The organism is Clostridium swellfunianum (genome assembly GCF_023656515.1).
GTDB classification, from domain to species: Bacteria; Bacillota; Clostridia; order Clostridiales; family Clostridiaceae; genus Clostridium_AT; species Clostridium_AT swellfunianum.
On record NZ_JAMOFV010000006.1, the window covers coordinates 4,156,882 to 4,173,539 of the forward strand.

Annotated in this window: 17 protein-coding genes, 5 tRNA genes and 2 other annotated features; of the genes, 2 read left to right on the plus strand and 20 right to left on the minus strand. The window is 34.6% G+C overall.

The window, feature by feature from the left end:
- Positions 1 to 20: 20 nt before the first annotated feature.
- Positions 21 to 234: a binding site (T-box leader), on the minus strand.
- 23 nt (positions 235 to 257) lie between these two features.
- The 7 genes from NBE98_RS19740 to ytxC form a co-directional block, all read right to left on the minus strand.
- Positions 258 to 1,049 carry a TrmH family RNA methyltransferase gene (locus tag NBE98_RS19740; protein ID WP_250816727.1) on the minus strand — a complete coding sequence of 264 codons (792 nt, stop codon included), beginning with the start codon at positions 1,047 to 1,049 and terminating at the stop codon, positions 258 to 260.
- 11 nt (positions 1,050 to 1,060) lie between these two features.
- Complete coding sequence (locus NBE98_RS19745; RefSeq protein WP_250816728.1) at positions 1,061 to 1,723, minus strand: potassium channel family protein; 663 nt, start codon at positions 1,721 to 1,723, stop codon at positions 1,061 to 1,063.
- A gap of 44 nt (positions 1,724 to 1,767) precedes the next feature.
- Positions 1,768 to 3,114, minus strand: coding sequence for a TrkH family potassium uptake protein (locus NBE98_RS19750; protein ID WP_250816729.1), 1,347 nt, complete (start codon positions 3,112 to 3,114; stop codon positions 1,768 to 1,770).
- A 259-nt stretch (positions 3,115 to 3,373) separates the two neighbouring features.
- Complete coding sequence (rplT, locus tag NBE98_RS19755; RefSeq protein WP_250816730.1) at positions 3,374 to 3,733, minus strand: 50S ribosomal protein L20; 360 nt, start codon at positions 3,731 to 3,733, stop codon at positions 3,374 to 3,376.
- Positions 3,734 to 3,762: 29 nt separating this feature from the next.
- Positions 3,763 to 3,960, minus strand: a complete 198-nt coding sequence (rpmI, locus tag NBE98_RS19760) for a 50S ribosomal protein L35 (RefSeq protein ID WP_250816731.1) — start codon at positions 3,958 to 3,960, stop codon at positions 3,763 to 3,765.
- A 20-nt stretch (positions 3,961 to 3,980) separates the two neighbouring features.
- Entirely contained in the window at positions 3,981 to 4,478 is a 498-nt protein-coding gene (gene infC, locus NBE98_RS19765; protein WP_284703666.1) for a translation initiation factor IF-3, read from the minus strand.
- 61 nt (positions 4,479 to 4,539) lie between these two features.
- Positions 4,540 to 4,654 (minus strand) — a sequence feature (ribosomal protein L20 leader region).
- A 52-nt stretch (positions 4,655 to 4,706) separates the two neighbouring features.
- Positions 4,707 to 5,606 (minus strand): putative sporulation protein YtxC, encoded by a 900-nt coding sequence (gene ytxC / locus NBE98_RS19770; RefSeq protein WP_250816733.1) that lies wholly within the window; start codon positions 5,604 to 5,606, stop codon positions 4,707 to 4,709.
- 191 nt (positions 5,607 to 5,797) lie between these two features.
- Between ytxC and NBE98_RS19775 the strand changes: the two genes are divergently transcribed.
- Positions 5,798 to 6,496, plus strand: a complete 699-nt coding sequence (locus NBE98_RS19775; protein ID WP_250816734.1) for a DUF6873 family GME fold protein — start codon at positions 5,798 to 5,800, stop codon at positions 6,494 to 6,496.
- A 106-nt stretch (positions 6,497 to 6,602) separates the two neighbouring features.
- Here NBE98_RS19775 and NBE98_RS19780 read toward each other — a convergent pair.
- From NBE98_RS19780 to NBE98_RS19840, 13 genes are all read right to left on the minus strand, one after another.
- Positions 6,603 to 6,677: transfer RNA gene (locus NBE98_RS19780), tRNA-Cys, on the minus strand.
- A gap of 3 nt (positions 6,678 to 6,680) precedes the next feature.
- A tRNA-Gly gene (locus NBE98_RS19785) sits at positions 6,681 to 6,755 on the minus strand.
- A gap of 6 nt (positions 6,756 to 6,761) precedes the next feature.
- Positions 6,762 to 6,837, minus strand: a tRNA-Phe gene (locus NBE98_RS19790).
- Positions 6,838 to 6,967: 130 nt separating this feature from the next.
- A tRNA-Asp gene (locus tag NBE98_RS19795) sits at positions 6,968 to 7,044 on the minus strand.
- Positions 7,045 to 7,050: 6 nt separating this feature from the next.
- Positions 7,051 to 7,126 (minus strand) — tRNA-Val (locus NBE98_RS19800).
- 89 nt (positions 7,127 to 7,215) lie between these two features.
- On the minus strand, positions 7,216 to 8,094 hold the full coding sequence (gene hslO / locus NBE98_RS19805) for an Hsp33 family molecular chaperone HslO (RefSeq protein ID WP_250816735.1): 879 nt from the start codon (positions 8,092 to 8,094) through the stop codon (positions 7,216 to 7,218).
- A gap of 21 nt (positions 8,095 to 8,115) precedes the next feature.
- Complete coding sequence (locus NBE98_RS19810) at positions 8,116 to 8,856, minus strand: class I SAM-dependent DNA methyltransferase (protein WP_250816736.1); 741 nt, start codon at positions 8,854 to 8,856, stop codon at positions 8,116 to 8,118.
- 76 nt (positions 8,857 to 8,932) lie between these two features.
- Positions 8,933 to 9,214: an alpha/beta-type small acid-soluble spore protein gene (locus tag NBE98_RS19815; RefSeq protein WP_250816737.1), complete on the minus strand. Its 282-nt coding sequence runs from the start codon at positions 9,212 to 9,214 to the stop codon at positions 8,933 to 8,935.
- A gap of 124 nt (positions 9,215 to 9,338) precedes the next feature.
- Complete coding sequence (locus tag NBE98_RS19820) at positions 9,339 to 10,295, minus strand: ABC transporter ATP-binding protein (protein WP_250816738.1); 957 nt, start codon at positions 10,293 to 10,295, stop codon at positions 9,339 to 9,341.
- Positions 10,295 to 11,314, minus strand: a complete 1,020-nt coding sequence (locus tag NBE98_RS19825) for an ABC transporter ATP-binding protein (protein ID WP_250816739.1) — start codon at positions 11,312 to 11,314, stop codon at positions 10,295 to 10,297. The genes NBE98_RS19820 and NBE98_RS19825 overlap by 1 nt, the downstream gene beginning before the upstream one ends.
- Positions 11,315 to 11,326: 12 nt before the next feature.
- Complete coding sequence (locus NBE98_RS19830) at positions 11,327 to 12,244, minus strand: ABC transporter permease (RefSeq protein WP_250816740.1); 918 nt, start codon at positions 12,242 to 12,244, stop codon at positions 11,327 to 11,329.
- Positions 12,245 to 12,255: 11 nt separating this feature from the next.
- Positions 12,256 to 13,203: an ABC transporter permease gene (locus NBE98_RS19835; protein ID WP_250816741.1), complete on the minus strand. Its 948-nt coding sequence runs from the start codon at positions 13,201 to 13,203 to the stop codon at positions 12,256 to 12,258.
- An 83-nt stretch (positions 13,204 to 13,286) separates the two neighbouring features.
- A complete protein-coding gene (locus NBE98_RS19840) occupies positions 13,287 to 14,972 on the minus strand; it encodes a peptide ABC transporter substrate-binding protein (protein WP_250816742.1) in 1,686 nt (561 codons plus the stop codon).
- A 678-nt stretch (positions 14,973 to 15,650) separates the two neighbouring features.
- Between NBE98_RS19840 and NBE98_RS19845 the strand changes: the two genes are divergently transcribed.
- Positions 15,651 to 16,646: an aspartate-semialdehyde dehydrogenase gene (locus NBE98_RS19845; RefSeq protein ID WP_250816743.1), complete on the plus strand. Its 996-nt coding sequence runs from the start codon at positions 15,651 to 15,653 to the stop codon at positions 16,644 to 16,646.
- Positions 16,647 to 16,658: the final 12 nt, after the last annotated feature.

The window sequence follows — 16,658 nt, forward strand, 5'->3', positions numbered from 1 at the left end:
AAATAAAAACTCCGCCCCATAAAAGGGACGGAGTTATTCCGCGGTACCACCCTAATTGACACAAAATGTCCTCTTAGATAAATTTAATGGTTTTACCCACCAACAGCTACTGCATTTCACTGTCAGAACTCCGAAGCGAACTTCAATATAAAAGAAGCTTAAAAGGGCTTTCAGTCTGCGACCCCTTCTCCCTGGAAGAACTTTAATATCTACTCTCTTCATCACAGTTTATATGTATTTTATAATATTATAGTTTACTAATTCGCTATTGTCAACTTTTGTCTTACTATTTCGAACAACATTATGGAGGCAGCAGCACCTGCATTTAGGGATTCCGCATTCCCCGGCATAGGAATTTTAACTTTTATATCAGCAAGCTTATAAATCTCTTGGCTAATACCGCTGCCTTCGTTGCCAACTGCAATTATAATATTTTGATTTAAATCAGTATCATAAAAATTTTTAGAATCTTCAAGGGAACTTACTATAAGCTTAAAACCTTTTGTTTTTAAGCAATCGGTGATTTTTAAATCCACATCTTCTATTATTGGAATATTAAATATTGATCCCATAGTAGATCTTAGGGTTTTTTCATTGTACACATCTACCGTACCTTTAGTAACGATAACTCCAGCTGCTCCTGCTGCATGAGCACTTCTAATAATAGTTCCCATATTACCTGGATCCTGAAGCTTATCTGCAAGAATATAAAATCCATCTTTGTCCTCAAGCGCAGCTTTATCCTGGCATACTACAGCTATAATACCCTGAGGTGTTTCTGTACTTGAAAGAAGCCTAAAAATACTCTCAGATACTATATAAACCTTCGTTGAATCTTGAAGTTTTCCCTCAAGATTAAAGCTTTGCCATCTATCCATAGCGTCTTCACTTAAGAATAGGTATGGAATTTTAAAACTAGATTTTAAGGCTTCTTCCACAAATCTAAATCCTTCAACTAAAAACTGTTTCCTCTCAGTTCTATATCTCTTTTCCTTTAGCTTTTTGGTTTCTTTGATAAGATTATTATCCTTACTTTGAATTATTTCCAAGATGCTTCACCTTATCTTCCAAAAATATTTTCAAATTTACTAAGCTCCTTAGTTGCTCCGATTGCTATTATAGTGTCATTTGGTCTTATTATATCATCAGCTAATGGAGCTATATTTACGTCATGATCCCTTTTAATCGCAATAACGCTTAGTCCATAATTTGCACGCACGTCAATATCTCTTAATGTCTTTCCATACCATTCATCTGGACTTACAATCTCAGCTATGTTGTAATCTGGCGATAATTCTATATAGTCTAATATATTTGAAGCAAATATATTATGTGCTACTCTTACCCCCATATCTCTTTCTACAAATACAACCCTGTCTGCACCTATCTTATATAAAAGTTTAGCATGCTTTTCGTCATGTGCTTTTGATATTATATATTTAACTCCAAGTTCTTTTACTATTAAAGTTGCCATAATACTCGCTTGAACGTCCGAGCCAATACCAATAACTGCAACATCAAAATTGCTCATGCCTAAATCTCTAAGGCTTTTTTCATCTGAAGTATCTACCTGAGCAGCATGTGTCACATTATCAGCAATTTCTCTAACTATAGCTTCGTCAGAGTCAACTGCCAATACCTCGTTTCCAAGAGTATATAAAGTTTTAGCTACAGATGAACCAAAACTTCCAAGTCCTATAACTACAAATTGTTTTTTTCTCATTAAAATGCACTCCTTATATAACTTAACTTTTTAGAGAACAAACCTTACCCAACTAGTACCTTGTCTTCAGGATATTTTATAGTATTGCCGCTGTGATTCCTTGCTAATGATAATGCTATTGTTAGCGGACCTACCCTTCCAGAGAACATAGTTAAAATTATTAAAGCTTTACCAAAGGTAGTAAGCTTGGTTGTTAAACCTAAAGTTAACCCTACTGTACCAAAAGCAGAAGTCACCTCATAAATTATATATTCTAAAGAAGCTCCAACTTCTGTTATTGACAAAATCATACTAACAACAACTACTAATGTCAATCCTATAACTGATATTGTAAGTGCTTTATATATAATATCCTTGCATATCCTTCTTTCATATATCTCAGTATCTTCTCTTCCTCTAATAACAGATATTACAGTCATAACTAAAAGACCTGCAGTAGTTGTCTTAATTCCTCCAGCAGTTGAACCTGGAGAACCACCGATAAACATTAGTATTATTGTTAAAAATCTCCCGGCTGGAGACATATCAGAGGTAGATATCGAATTGTACCCTGCAGTTCTAGGAGTTATTGATGCAAATAAGCTAGATAGCAGCTTGCCTTTCGTACTCATAGGCTGCATTGTTGCTGGATTATTGACTTCAAAAATAAACATTAAAATTGCTCCGCCTACAATTAAGATAGCTGTAACAGTTAAAACGAGCTTAGCATGCAATGAGAATTTCCTTTTCTTTCTATAATCAAATATTTCATACCAAACTGTAAAGCCTAAACCACCAGCTACTATTAAAGCACCGATAGTTAAAACAATAATAGGATTTTCAGCATATGGAGTAATACTTCTAAATTGACCTATCAAATCTATACCTGCATTGCAGAAAGCTGATACTGAATGAAATATACTGTAATATATTCCTGTCCACAGACCGCGTTCAGGCACAAAAACCATAGATAAAAGCAGCGCGCCTATTCCTTCAACGCAAAACGTAAATAATAGAATATATCTTGCTAATTTAACTAATCCCTGCAGTGAAAAAGTATTCATTGCCTCGGCCATAACAAGTCTCTCTTGAAGAGTTATCTTCTTCCCGATAATTAGGGAAATAAGTGTAGCAAAGGCCATAAAACCTAGACCGCCAACCTGTATTAGTATCATTATAACTGTTTTCCCAAAATAGCTCCAATGAGTTCCTGTATCCACAGTTACCAATCCTGTAACACATACAGAGGTTGTTGCAGTGAACAGTGCATCTATAAAAGGAGTTCTTGTTCCCGAACTGGACGCTATTGGAAGAGTTAATATGAGACCTCCAATCAAAATAATTAATGCGAAGCCTAAAACTAATATTTGAACTGGCCTTATTTTAATACCTTTATAAATATTAATCTGCATAAAAGCACCTCTAATATAATTTATAATAAATATATTTATATGTATTATTTCTATTTACTTGTTTTTTAATCCCCTCCAAAACATCTGAAGCCGAATATTGAATTCCCAATGAGTAAGGAATCGAAATATCCGGCTAAAAATTAATTATTAATATTATTGTTAAGTAAATAACTTAACACATATTATACTCTGTATACACAATATTTACAAGCTTTGTTAAAAAATAAAAATGCAGCATAAAACTGCATTTTTCTATTTACTAAGCGTTTAAATTCTTCTTAGCTACTTCAACTAAATCAGCAAATGCCTTTGGATCATTTATAGCAATCTCTGAAAGCATTTTTCTGTTTATGTTAATTCCAGCTAGCTTTATTCCATTCATAAATCTTGAATAGGATAAGCCATTCATTCTTGTAGCTGCATTTATTCTAGCTATCCAAAGACTTCTGAAGTCTCTCTTCTTAAGCTTTCTTCCAACATAAGCATTTCTTAATGCTCTTATAACAGTTTCATTAGCAGTTTTAAATAACTTGCTTTTTCCACCATAATAGCCCTTCGCTAGCTTTAACACTTTTTTATGATATTTACGAGCGTTCATTGCTCTTTTAACTCTTGCCATTTAAAATACCTCCTTCTTCGACCTTTATATTATAGATATGGTAATAACTTCTTCATTGCTTTTTCTTGGGCTACTGCTACATAACCAGTCTTTCTAAGATTTCTCTTTCTCTTTGAGCTCTTCTTAGTAAGTATGTGGCTTTTGAACGCCTTAGCTCTCTTAAGCTTACCTGATCCTGTCTTCTTAAATCTCTTAGCTGCACCTCTATGTGTCTTCATTTTTGGCATAATAAAGTTCCTCCTCTCGGTTATGATGCTCTTTTGGGAGCAAGTATCATTATCATATTTTTTCCTTCAAGTTTAGCCGATTTTTCAATTACTGAAATTTCCTCTAATTTATCAAAGAAAGATTTCAATATTTCAAAACCAATATGGGAATAGTCAGCTTCCCTACCCCTGAACCTTACAGTAACCTTAACCTTATCGCCATCAGATAAAAATCTTCTAGCATTATTAGCCTTAATGTTAATGTCATGCTCTTCAATAGTTGGGCTTAACCTTACTTCCTTTATATCAACAATTTTCTGCTTTTTCTTAGCTTCCTTATCCTTCTTTGCCTGCTCATATAAGAATTTACCATAATCCATTACTTTACAGACAGGTGGATTGGCTGTAGGGGCTATAAGAACTAAATCTAGTTCCTTCTCCTCTGCTAATCTTAAAGCTTCCTTTGTTGGAAGTATGCCTAGCTGTTCATTATCGCTTCCGATAACTCTAACTTCTTTTTCCCTTATTTCCTCATTCAAAAGAAAATCCTTGCTAATAATTTTCACCTCCTAAAAGTTTAAAAGGTTTTTGAATAATTTATAATATAAAAAAGGACGGCATATGCCGTCCTCTAATAGTCTAATAAAATAATTGACTCATAGTAACCATGCCAGCAAAGCTGCAAGGTGAGAAACGGCTGTTTCTTCTTAACATAGAACATTTTACAATTTATTTTTCAATTTGTCAACATTTTATTTTTTATTCTATTATATTTTTACTCCAGCTTTAACCTTTTCACACATATCACAGCTTCTGCAGAACACTACCCTATCTCCAAATACCTTTTTTATTGTTTCTATTATTTCCTTGTTGATACAATTCTCCTCTCCATGAATAGCTAGCGTGCTTGGCGCGCTTGTTATAAGTCCACTAATAAGCAGGTCATCCATATTAACTGTCCCACTATATTTGGCTTCAGACAATTCACTGAATAAAACCTCCATTATGTCTTTTCCAGTTCCATCCTGTACTACATAAGTACCATCTGCCTTAATAATTATGTTCACTTTTTCGATTTTGCTGTCTTGAATTTCAACAAAATATTTTAAGAGTTTAATAAACTCATTGTATTCCTTGTCAACCATGTAACTTTCCACTACTTTATCTATAATGCTTTCAAGGTCTTCCTTTAGTTCCTTCATTCTAAATGTTATAAAACCTTTAATATTTATTTCCTTGTTGTCTTCCAGGCACTCAATTATTTTTTGCGTCATGGAATTTTTTCTATTCCTAAAATAAACCATATACTCGTTAAGTATTTCTCCTTCGCTCTTGAGAGCCTCAACACTCAACTCTTTAATATCCTTTATTTCGTCATATTTGAGAAAAAAATAAGTATCCGTAAGGAAACTTTGCATATCTTTTTTATAAAATTCGTCAACAACTACATTATACAATATATTTGCCATATACAAATTGAATATATTAATAAGTCTCTCATTTAAAGCATTGTCATCACAAAATATCTTTAAGAAGTGCGTGTTATTGTCAATACTTTCTGAAAAGCCTACTATTATGTTCCTGTCGTGAAAATACTTTTTCATTTCATTGAATTGCTCTATTATGTCTTCCTTGCTGTTATCATATACAACAGTTAAAAGCAGCATATCTCACACTCCCTTCTTAGTCTAGTATGTGTCTAAAGAGAATGTATATGCAGAGTAAAAAAAGCAATTATCGACAAATAAGTAAAATTGGACTTAAAATTAATGTAGGCTTTTCTTTAAAATCCACAGAGTGTTGATTTTGATGCAAATAGTCTGTATGATAAAACTATAAATTTTAGGAGAGTTTCACAATGAAAACTGTATTAGTTGATTATAGAATTGATAATATTGAAAAGAAAAATCTAGAACAGCTAGGGTATAAAGTCTTACCTGTCCCGCCAAGTGATATATTGTACGAAGCTGTATGTGGTCATCCCGACATGCTTTTACATATTATTGATTGTAAAACTGTTATTGTCCATAAGGATATGGATTTAAATTTTACAAGCAAGCTTTTAGAATTAGGTATAACAGTAAATTTTACAAACCTCTCTCTACAAAATAAATATCCTGATAACATAATATTAAATGCTGTTAACTTAGATAGTTTATTTATACATACTCTAAAATATACTGACATCGAACTTCTCAAACAAACTCAAAATAAAAATATTAAAAACGTTAAACAAGGCTATACAAAATGCTCAACTGCTATAATCAGTAATTCTGCTTTAATAACAAGCGATAAAGGCATTGCGGCATGCGCACAAGAAGAAGACTTAGATGTACTTTTGCTGCCTCCAGGAGATATCCTTCTGCCTGGTCTTAATTATGGTTTTATAGGAGGATGCTGCGGACTTTTAGAAGAGGGCTTGTTAGCTTTTTATGGAGACTTAAAACACTATGCCTATGGAAAAGAGGTTATGAATTTTCTTATAAAACATAAAGTTAATCCCTTATTTTTAAGAGAAGGCAAACTTATTGACAGAGGAAGCATATTTACGATATAAATTTAATCATAGTCTAACTATCTTTAAAATACATATTCTATTCTAAACCTATTTTTTTAAAAAATATATAAATTAAAAACCTGCATATAAATGCAGGTTTTTCTATTGGAGGCGCCACCCAGATTTGAACTGGGGAATAGAGGTTTTGCAGACCTCTGCCTTACCACTTGGCTATAGCGCCATATGGAGCGGAAAACGGGATTCGAACCCGCAACCTTCACCTTGGCAAGGTGACACTCTACCGTTGAGTCATTTCCGCATGTTATGGTGGCTAGACCAGGAATCGAACCAGGGACACGAGGATTTTCAGTCCTCTGCTCTACCGACTGAGCTATCTAGCCTTGAAAAATCCTTATAAATTTCACATCTCTGCGTCAACTTACTCGCTGCGGCGCTCATTTACCTAAGTAAACTCTGCTTCCTCGCTCACAGTTTCCTTGAGCTACTCATTTCTAATGATTTTTGAAAAAATGGCGACCCAGAAGGGGCTCGAACCCTCGACCTCCGGCGTGACAGGCCGGCACTCTAACCAACTGAGCCACTGGGCCACTTTGTGGTGGGCACAACAGGGATCGAACCTGTGACCCTCTGCTTGTAAGGCAGATGCTCTCCCAGCTGAGCTATGCGCCCACAAAGTTTCTTAAGACAATTATGATTATATAATGTTACAAATTAATTGTCAATAACTTTTTTACACAATTTATCCACTTAAATTGGATTTATATGTTTCTTAATAATTCACCAATTTCTTTATTTTTAAAAACATATGAACTGTTACAGAAATGGCATTTTATTTCCTCATCTTTGCCTTCAGAATATATTTCTTCTAAATCTTTTCTTCCTATGCTTATTAAGGCTTTTTCAACTCTCTCTCTTGAGCAGTCGCACTCAAAGCTAGGCATTAAACTATCCAATATATTTAAGTCCATATCTTCAAATATATATTCCAATATTTCTTCAATACTCATGCATTTCATAATCATATCAGTAATAGATGGTATTTCTTGAAGTCTGTAAGTAATTAAATCCGCAACCAGTTCACTTGCTCCAGGCATCATCTGTATAATAAACCCTCCAGCAGCGCTTATGCTTAAATCCTTACCTACAAGTACCCCTAAGCCAACGGCAGAAGGAGTCTGCTCAGAACTTGTAAAATAGTAAGCTAAATCATCACCTATTTCGCCAGTATATATCGGCACCTGACCTACATACGGCTCTTTTAATCCCATATCTCTTATAACAAGTAAATTACCATTTGTTCCAATAGCTCCTCCAACATCAAGCTTGCCATTACTATTAGCAGGCAAATCCACAGAAGGATTTCCTATATACCCTTTCACTTTTCCATTTGGATATGCAGTAACAACAACTCCTTGTGCCTCTCCTCCCCCTGATATTTGAAGAGTCAGTGTTTCTCTATCCGACTTCATCATTGCACCCATAAGACTTCCTGCAGTTAGCATTCTGCCAAGTGCAGCTGCAGCCGTAGCAGCACAATCATGAATCTTTACTGCTTTGTCAACCATATCTGTAGTTATCGCCCCAAATATTCTTATACTTCCATTTTGAGCAGTAGCTCTAACTAGTTTGTCTCCCATAGTTTACCTCGCTTTAAAAAATTAATTTTTTCGTAGTACATAGGCTATTCTTTCCGAATCCTCAAGTATGGATAAGTTCACATAATTATCTAGCTTACAAACAATTTTAAACCCTATCTTATGTAGTATCCTATCTAAAAACTCTTCTTTATATGCTCTTTCACAATGTTCCTCATCAAAACGCCTATATACGCTCCCTTCTTTAACAAAAAAGGTAAGATTCATTTGAACCACATCCTCTTCCAAAAAGTTATCCCATATATACACTACGTCTTCATTGTCATAAGTAAATGTATTATTGCCTAAAATAGCAGTAAGCTTATAATAAGTATTTATATCAAATACAAACAATCCATTATCTTTTAGATGATTGTAGACATTTTCGAAATAATTTTTCAGGTCTTCATTGTCCAAAATATAATTCGTAGAATCCAAGCAACAAGTAATTAAATCAAACTTGTTATTAAGCTTTAAGCCAGAAATATCCTGGCACACAAATTTAGCTTTTATATTTGAAGCTCTAAGTTTTGTTTCAGCTTCAGTCAACATTTGACTAGACATATCCACTGCCCAAGTAGTTCTAAAATGCTTTGCAAGTATTTCTGTCATATTTCCTGTTCCACAAGCTAAATCGAGATAATCTCTCATTTCTATATTTTGACCGCTGCACAAGTTTACTATTTTATCCGCCCATACATTATAATCTATATCCCTGTTTATTAGTTTATCATAAATAGCAGCAAAGTCCTTATATTGATCCATTTTCTAATCCTTCCTCTCCTTGCTGTTTTTACATCCAAACTAATATTATATATTTTAAAAGTTTAAGTCAATATATTTATTTATCCTCATAATCAAAGTTAACATATCCATTATTCATAATTATTTCTTTATTTTTAGGCAAGTTAAGTTCCTTTTTTCTTCTAGTCATTATTCCGCCAATTCTTCCTGTCTCCTCTGCAGTAAGACCGCTCCATCCTAATTTATCCACTTTATCAGAAAGTCCTAATTCAGCTGCAATCTCATACTTTATTTTTTCTCTTACTTTTTCAATCTCAGTAAGTTCTCTATTTGATTTTATTTTTGCTTTAATGACCTTCTTAAGCGGTGTTTTTCCCATTGTGCTCCCCTCCATTAACTAACTGCTTTCATACGTATTAGTTTAACCTTGAGGAGTTCATTTATTCAAAAAAACTTCTGGAGTTTGAAAATAAAAAAAGATGGGGGAGATAATCTCCCGCCATCTAAAAGAGATGACAAGCCACAAAATGATCTTTTTCTACTTCCTTAAGCTCTGGTGATACCTCGCTGCAGACAGGCTTAGCATACCTGCATCTAGCCGCAAATCTACATCCTGGCTTAGGATTGATTGGGCTTGGTACTTCTCCTTCAAGCATTATTCTTTGTCTATTCTTCTCCGTTTCAGGGTCTGGAATAGGAATAGCTGAAAGAAGCGCCTGAGTATATGGATGTAAAGGCTTAGAATACAAATCGTGGCTGCTTGCTAGCTCAACCATTGTGCCCAAGTACATAACTCCAACTCTGTCAGAGATGTGCTTAACCATTGAAAGGTCATGGGCAATAAATAGATAAGTAAGACCTAACTCTTTTTGAAGCTTAATTAGTAGGTTTACTATCTGTGCTTGTATGGATACGTCAAGAGCAGATATAGGTTCGTCGCAAACTATAAACTCTGGCTCGATTGCAAGAGCTCTTGCTATACCTATTCTTTGTCTTTGTCCACCTGAGAATTCATGTGGGAATCTTGAAGCGTGCTCTTTATTTAATCCAACAAGCTCAAGCAACTTATAAATTCTTTCTGTTCTCTCTTGTCCTGTATAGAGATTGTGTATATCAATACCTTCTCCAATTATATCCCCTACTGTCATTCTTGGATTTAAGGATGCATAAGGGTCTTGGAAGATTATTTGTGCTTTTCTAGCAAAATCTTTCTTTTCTTTACCGCTTAATCCCTGTATATTTACTCCATCGAATAAAACTTCACCACCTGTTGCTGAGTAAAGTCCCATAACAGTTCTTCCACAAGTTGTCTTTCCACAACCTGACTCACCAACTAATCCTAAAGTTTCACCCTTTCTTATTACGAAGCTAACATCATCTACTGCTTTTAATGTTGCATTTTTCCCAACCTTAAAATACTTCTTAAGGTTTTTTACTTCGATTAAGTTTTTTGCAGACATTATTTAGCACCTCCTATGCCTAATGGTGATTCAACCTTTGGTGCCAGTGGATGCTTCAGCCAACATTGAACTTCGTGGGTATCACTAAGTTTAGTAGCCTCTGGCATAGCCTCTTTACAAATCGGCATAGCATATTCGCATCTTGCAGCAAATGGACAGCCAACTGGCGGCTTTAAAAGATCAGGAGGCGTTCCTTTTATTGAATACAGCTGATCCTTATGACCAGTTTCAAGTCTTGGAACAGAACGTAATAATGCCCAAGTATATGGGTGCTGAGGATTATAGAAAATTTCTTCTGTAGTTCCTCTTTCTATAACTTTTCCTGCGTACATAACTTGAATTCTATGAGCAACGTCAGCAACCACACCTAAATCGTGAGTTATAAGAACAACAGCTGTACCTAGCTTGTCTTGTAGATCAGCAATAAGCTCCATAATCTGTGCTTGTATTGTAACGTCCAATGCTGTTGTTGGCTCGTCAGCAATAAGAATCTTAGGGTTGCAAGCTAGGGCTATAGCTATCATAGCTCTTTGTCGCATACCGCCTGAGAATTCATGAGGATACTGATTTGCTCTTTTTTCAGCGTTTGGAATATTAACTAGTTGAAGCATTTTTACAGCTTCTTTAAATGCTTCATGCTTGCTCATACCTCTATGAATAACCAAGCTTTCTGCTATTTGATTACCAATCTTCATTGTAGGATTAAGAGATGTCATTGGGTCTTGGAAAATCATACTAATTTCTGATCCTCTATATTCCCTTAATTCCTTTTCACTCATTGTTGCAATATTTTTACCTTCAAATAGAATCTGTGAACCTTCTTTTATTTCTCCAGGAGGAGTCTGTATAAGTCTCATTAAGGATTTAGCTGTAACAGTTTTTCCACAGCCTGATTCTCCAACTATCGCTAAAGTTTCACCTTTATTTAAATGAAATGAAATCCCTCTAACAGATTGTACCTCACCAGCATAAGTGTGATATGAAACTCTTAGATCTTTTACTTCTAAAACTTTTTCCATTTTTATCCCTCCCTATTGACGTAGCTTAGGATCGAGAGCATCTCTTAATCCATCACCTAGCAAATTAAATGACAACATAATCATACTAATTAGAGCTGCCGGGAAGAATAACTGATATGGATAGAAGAACAAGTTTTGTTGAGCAGCTGATGCTAATGCACCCAAGCTTGTATTTGGGGACTGAATTCCAAGTCCTATATAACTTAAGAACGCCTCACCAAATATAAAACTTGGAACGTCAAGAGTTATATTAACAATCATAATACCGATTGTATTTGGAAGTAAGTGTCTTATTATAATTCTTGATGGATTTGCACCAAGTGCATGAGCAGCAAGAACATATTCCTGCTCTTTTATCTGAAGAATCTGTCCTCTTATCATTCTAGCCATACCTACCCAACCAGTAATAGTCATAGCTATAATCAACGAAGCTATTCCCTTACCTAATATCAAGGATAAAAGTATAACCACAATTAAATATGGAATACTTACTAGTATTTCTACTATTCTCATCATTATATCATCAACAAGGCCTCCGAAATAGCCAGCTACACCACCATAGGTAACACCTACAACTGTGTCAACTATAGCTCCAAGAATAGCAATTAAAACAGAAACTCTACCGCCAACCCAAAGTCTGGCAAACATATCTCTACCAAGATTGTCAGTACCAAACCAGTGAGCTACACTTGGAAGTTGGTTTACTATTTTAGTGTTATTCTCAAAATGCTTATATGGAACCATAAATGGTCCAAAAACAGTCATTAAAGCTATAATGCTTAACACAATTAAAGAAGTTATAGCAACTTTATTTTGCTTTAATCTTCTCCAGGCGTCTTGCCAATAGGTCATGTTTGGCCTTAATATTTCTTCGGCATTGGCATTATCGCAACCAATAATCTGAAATTTTTCTCTAGATAATTCTGCCATAACTTCCCCTCCTATTTCTTTGCTCCAGATACTCTGATTCTTGGGTCAACTAATCCGTAAATTAAGTCAACTAAAGTTAGTGCAACAATGTAGATCATTGAAAACATTATCGTTAAACCCATTATCATTGTATAGTCATTACCTGTAATACTTTCAACAAATTTATTTCCAAGTCCAGGTATAGCAAATATACTTTCTATAATAAATGATCCTACAAATATATTGCCAATTTGTGGTCCTAATATTGTAATTGCAGGAAGTATAGCATTTCTTATTATGTGCTTCCAAACAAGGGCAACTTTTGAAACACCCTTTGATTTAGCAGTTAAAATATAGTCTTGTCCAATAACATCTAATGTATTAGCTCTCATATATCTAGCGTACACTGCTATAGAGCCCATACTCATCGCTATCGAAGGCAGTATTGTGTACTTAAACTGTGCTGCGCCCTTCGCCCACCCCGTGATAGGCAAAATTCCAAATTTTACTCCAAATACATACTGGAGCAGTGCTGCAAATACGAAGCTTGGTATGGATACGCCAAGTAACGCAAAGAACATAATAGTATAATCAGCCCAAGTATTTCTTTTAAAAGCAGCTGTTATACCTAGTATAACACCAATTGTAAAACCTATAAATATTGCTTGTATACCAATTCTAGCAGAAATAGGTGAATGTTTTTCTACAATCCCCATAACAGTTCTTCCAGGGTATAATAGTGATTCTCCAAAGTTAGCCTCTGTCACTATATTTTTCAAATACATAGCATATTGCTCTGGAACACTCTTTTCTAGCCCATATTTTATTCTGAAGTTTTCTTGAGTTTGTGGCGGCAGTTTCCTAGCTAAACTGGACATTGGGTCTCCAGGCATAGCATGCATCAACATAAAAGTTATGGTGATTACTATCCATAGAGTTACCAACATATAGCCAAACCTCTTTAATACAAACTTTAGCATCGTCATCCCTCCATCAATATATAAAGACAGCTGCGCCAGAGACAACTGTCTCTGGTGCAACCTAAGCCATTTTTATATTTATCTTATGGTCTTCCTTGAGTATAAGCATACTTAAGTTCTGAACCTGAACCAAATAATGGAACCATTACATTCTTAACATACTTATATCTATAGGTATTTCTTTGTCTGTAAACATATGGTGCTATAACAGCATCATCATAAAGAAGTATCTTTTCTGCATCTTTGAATGCTTGGAATCTTACATTTTGATCAGCTGTTGAACCAGCCTTCTTTATAAGATCGTCATACTTCTTATTTGACCAGAATGTTGGAACGATGTTAGCTCCAGTTACCCACATATCAAACATTGTCATTGGGTCATTGTAGTCACCTGTCCAACCAGCACTAGCTATTTCATAATCTCCATCGTCAGTTCTCTTTGAGAATACTGCCCATTCCATAGCTTCAACCTTTACGTTGATGCCAAGATTTTTATTAAACATTTGTTGGAAATACTCAGCAAATTCCTTAGAAGTTGCATCTGTTCCTGAAGATAAGAATGTAACTGTTAACTTGGATGGATCTGGATCCATTCCTAATTCCTTTAAGCCTTCAGCAAGAAGCGCCTTAGGATCTGGAGTTTCCTTCTTTAAGTCAGTTATAGGCTCATAAGCAGCCTTCTTTCTGAAATCTTCACCAGCTATTTGAAGTGATGGAGGTGACCATCCATAAGCTGGATCAGCTAAGCCTTTATAAAGGGTTTGAACTATATCTTCTCTAGTAACTGCTAGTGAGAATGCTTTTCTAACCTTTATATTATTAAATGGCTTCTTTTGTTGGTTGAAGTAGAAATAACTTGCAGATGGGTCATTACCCTTAATAACGTCAAACTTGCCAGTTGCATCAAATTGCTTTATCCACTCTGGCTTGTTAACTGCAGCTGAGTCTAGTCCACCACTTAGAAGTTCCTGCATTCTTGCGTTAACATCAGTTATAACCTTCATTGTAACTGTGTTTAACTTAACTTTGTCTTTATCCCAATACTTATCATTCTTAGCAAGTTCAACCTTACTTCCGTGAACCCATTCTTTTAATACGAATGGTCCATTATATACCATAGTTTCAGCTTCTGTTCCGAACTTGTCTCCATACTTCTTAATTAAGTCTTCTCTTTGTGGTTGGAATACCTTAAAGTAAGTCAAATCTAAGAAATAAGGTGTTGGAGCAGCAAGTGTGAATACTAATGTCTTTTCGTCAGTTGCCTTAACTCCTACTTGATCAGCTGAACCCTTCTTGCCATTGTACTCTGCAGCACCCTTGATTGGGAATAGCAAGAATGAATACTGTGATGCTGTATCTGGAGCAAGTGTCCTCTTTATACCATACTCAAATTGCTGAGCAGTAACCTTTTGACCATCACTCCAATTAAAATCTCTTAACTTGAAGGTCCAAGTTAAACCGTCTGCTGAAACATCCCATTTTTCTGCTCCCGCTGGCTTAACAACATCCTTTCCATTTTCTTGTTCAACTCTTGTAAGTCCTTCCATAACTTCTTGAAGGATTTGAGAAGAGTATAAGTCTGTTGCCTTAGATGCATCAAGAGTCTTTGGTTCAGCAGCTAGAACAACATTTAAGTATTGCTCCTTATCTTGTCCAGCTGGAGCCGCTGGATTGTTTCCCGGTGCTGGTGTTTCGCTTTTACAACCTATAAAAGTTGTAGCAACTACTGCAGCAGCCATTACAGTTGCAAGTATTTTTTTGCTTTTCACTAAAATTCCCCCTTTTTATTTATATATATAATAAGTATTTCTACTTATTACTGGCTAAGTTAGTCTGTATATATATATTCAACCAAAAATTCTAAATTCCTTCTGTAATTTACTGAAAATATTAAATTTTATATTTTTACGGAATATTTTAAATGGTTGGCTTTTGTGAACACAAATGATTTTCATCAATTCTTGTCCATAATCTATATATACAAAATTGTTGTAATATTGAATTATGACGTGTCGTTTTTTTCATTTTTACCATAGTAGCATAGATTTTATAGCTTGTCAACGTACCGCTTTAGTATCTTAATACCCAGTGTGCTCCAAATATTATATTCTAATTTTCTGTCATTTGACTGATTTTATTCTTTTTTGCGGTTTTTTTGAAAAATATGAATAAAATATTTTACTTTTGCCTTAAGCGTTTATTAAGTATTAACACTATCTTATTAGATAAACTATATAAAATCTATAGTAGACTAGTTCATAAATTAACTATTAAACCCTCCTATTACATTAGTATTTACAAACAAAAATAATATTCCATTTTTTTATTGTATAATTGGTAATCCTAAAGTTGTTACCTATTTAATTTTGAATTTAGTGGATAAAAGTATATAATTTTTCTATCATAAATTATATAATGTATTATAGTATTTTTTAGGAGGTTTTATTATGAACTACAATGTAGCAATAGTTGGCGCCACTGGTATGGTTGGAAGAAAGTTCATTGAAGTGCTAGAGGAAAGGAACTTCCCCGTAGAAAATTTATATTTATTTGCTTCTAAAAGATCAGCTGGTTCCAAGATTTTATTCAGCGGTAAGGAATTTGAGGTTGAAGAACTAATAGAAGACAATATTAAAAATAAAACAATACACTTTGCTTTATTTTCAGCTGGCGGGGATATAAGTTTAGAATATGCTCCAGTATTTGCAAAGTATAACGCAGTTGTTATAGATAACAGTAGCGCTTGGAGAATGAATCCTGAGGTTCCGCTAGTAGTACCTGAAGTAAATCCTGAGGATATAAAATGGAACAAGGGGATTATCGCAAATCCAAATTGTTCTACAATTCAAGCAGTGGTTGCTTTAAAGCCTCTACATGATAAATACGGGGTTAAGAGAATAATTTATTCCACTTATCAAGCTGTATCTGGTGCTGGAATGAAAGGTTATTCTGATTTGGAAGAAGGTTTAAAAGGCGCTGCTCCAAAAAAATTCACTTACCCCATTGCTAATAATATTCTTCCTCATATAGATGTATTTACCGAAAATGGATATACAAAAGAGGAAATGAAAATGATTCTTGAAACAAGAAAAATACTGCATGATGATTCTTTGAAGGTAACAGCTACAACTGTCCGAGTACCTGTTTATTATGGTCATAGCGAAAGCATAAATGTTGAACTTAAGAGAGAATTCAGCCTTGAAGATATTTTTCAGCTTTATAAAAACTTTAAAGGAATTGTTTTAAAGGATGATGTAGCTAACCTTCAATATCCTATGCCTATAGACGCTGCTGGAAAAGACGAAGTCTTTGTTGGCAGAATCAGAAGAGACTTCAGCACTGATAATGGACTAAACTTATGGGTAGTTGCAGATAACATAAGAAAGGGTGCAGCATCAAATGCAGTACAAATTGCAGAATATATCATAAATGAATGCAAATAAATAAAAGTAAAA

Bases quoted from the DNA above. Each gene is read 5' to 3' on its own strand.
- NBE98_RS19810 (WP_250816736.1), bottom strand. From the start codon at position 8,856: ATGGATCAATATAAGGACTTTGCTGCTATTTATGATAAACTAATAAAC.
- rplT (WP_250816730.1), bottom strand. From the start codon at position 3,733: ATGGCAAGAGTTAAAAGAGCAATGAACGCTCGTAAATATCATAAAAAA.
- hslO (WP_250816735.1), bottom strand. From the start codon at position 8,094: ATGGGAGACAAACTAGTTAGAGCTACTGCTCAAAATGGAAGTATAAGA.
- rpmI (WP_250816731.1), bottom strand. From the start codon at position 3,960: ATGCCAAAAATGAAGACACATAGAGGTGCAGCTAAGAGATTTAAGAAG.
- NBE98_RS19820 (WP_250816738.1), bottom strand. From the start codon at position 10,295: ATGTCTGCAAAAAACTTAATCGAAGTAAAAAACCTTAAGAAGTATTTT.
- NBE98_RS19845 (WP_250816743.1), top strand. From the start codon at position 15,651: ATGAACTACAATGTAGCAATAGTTGGCGCCACTGGTATGGTTGGAAGA.
- NBE98_RS19835 (WP_250816741.1), bottom strand. From the start codon at position 13,203: ATGCTAAAGTTTGTATTAAAGAGGTTTGGCTATATGTTGGTAACTCTA.
- NBE98_RS19750 (WP_250816729.1), bottom strand. From the start codon at position 3,114: ATGCAGATTAATATTTATAAAGGTATTAAAATAAGGCCAGTTCAAATA.
- ytxC (WP_250816733.1), bottom strand. From the start codon at position 5,606: ATGCTGCTTTTAACTGTTGTATATGATAACAGCAAGGAAGACATAATA.
- NBE98_RS19825 (WP_250816739.1), bottom strand. From the start codon at position 11,314: ATGGAAAAAGTTTTAGAAGTAAAAGATCTAAGAGTTTCATATCACACT.
- NBE98_RS19745 (WP_250816728.1), bottom strand. From the start codon at position 1,723: ATGAGAAAAAAACAATTTGTAGTTATAGGACTTGGAAGTTTTGGTTCA.
- NBE98_RS19830 (WP_250816740.1), bottom strand. From the start codon at position 12,244: ATGGCAGAATTATCTAGAGAAAAATTTCAGATTATTGGTTGCGATAAT.
- NBE98_RS19815 (WP_250816737.1), bottom strand. From the start codon at position 9,214: ATGGGAAAAACACCGCTTAAGAAGGTCATTAAAGCAAAAATAAAATCA.
- NBE98_RS19775 (WP_250816734.1), top strand. From the start codon at position 5,798: ATGAAAACTGTATTAGTTGATTATAGAATTGATAATATTGAAAAGAAA.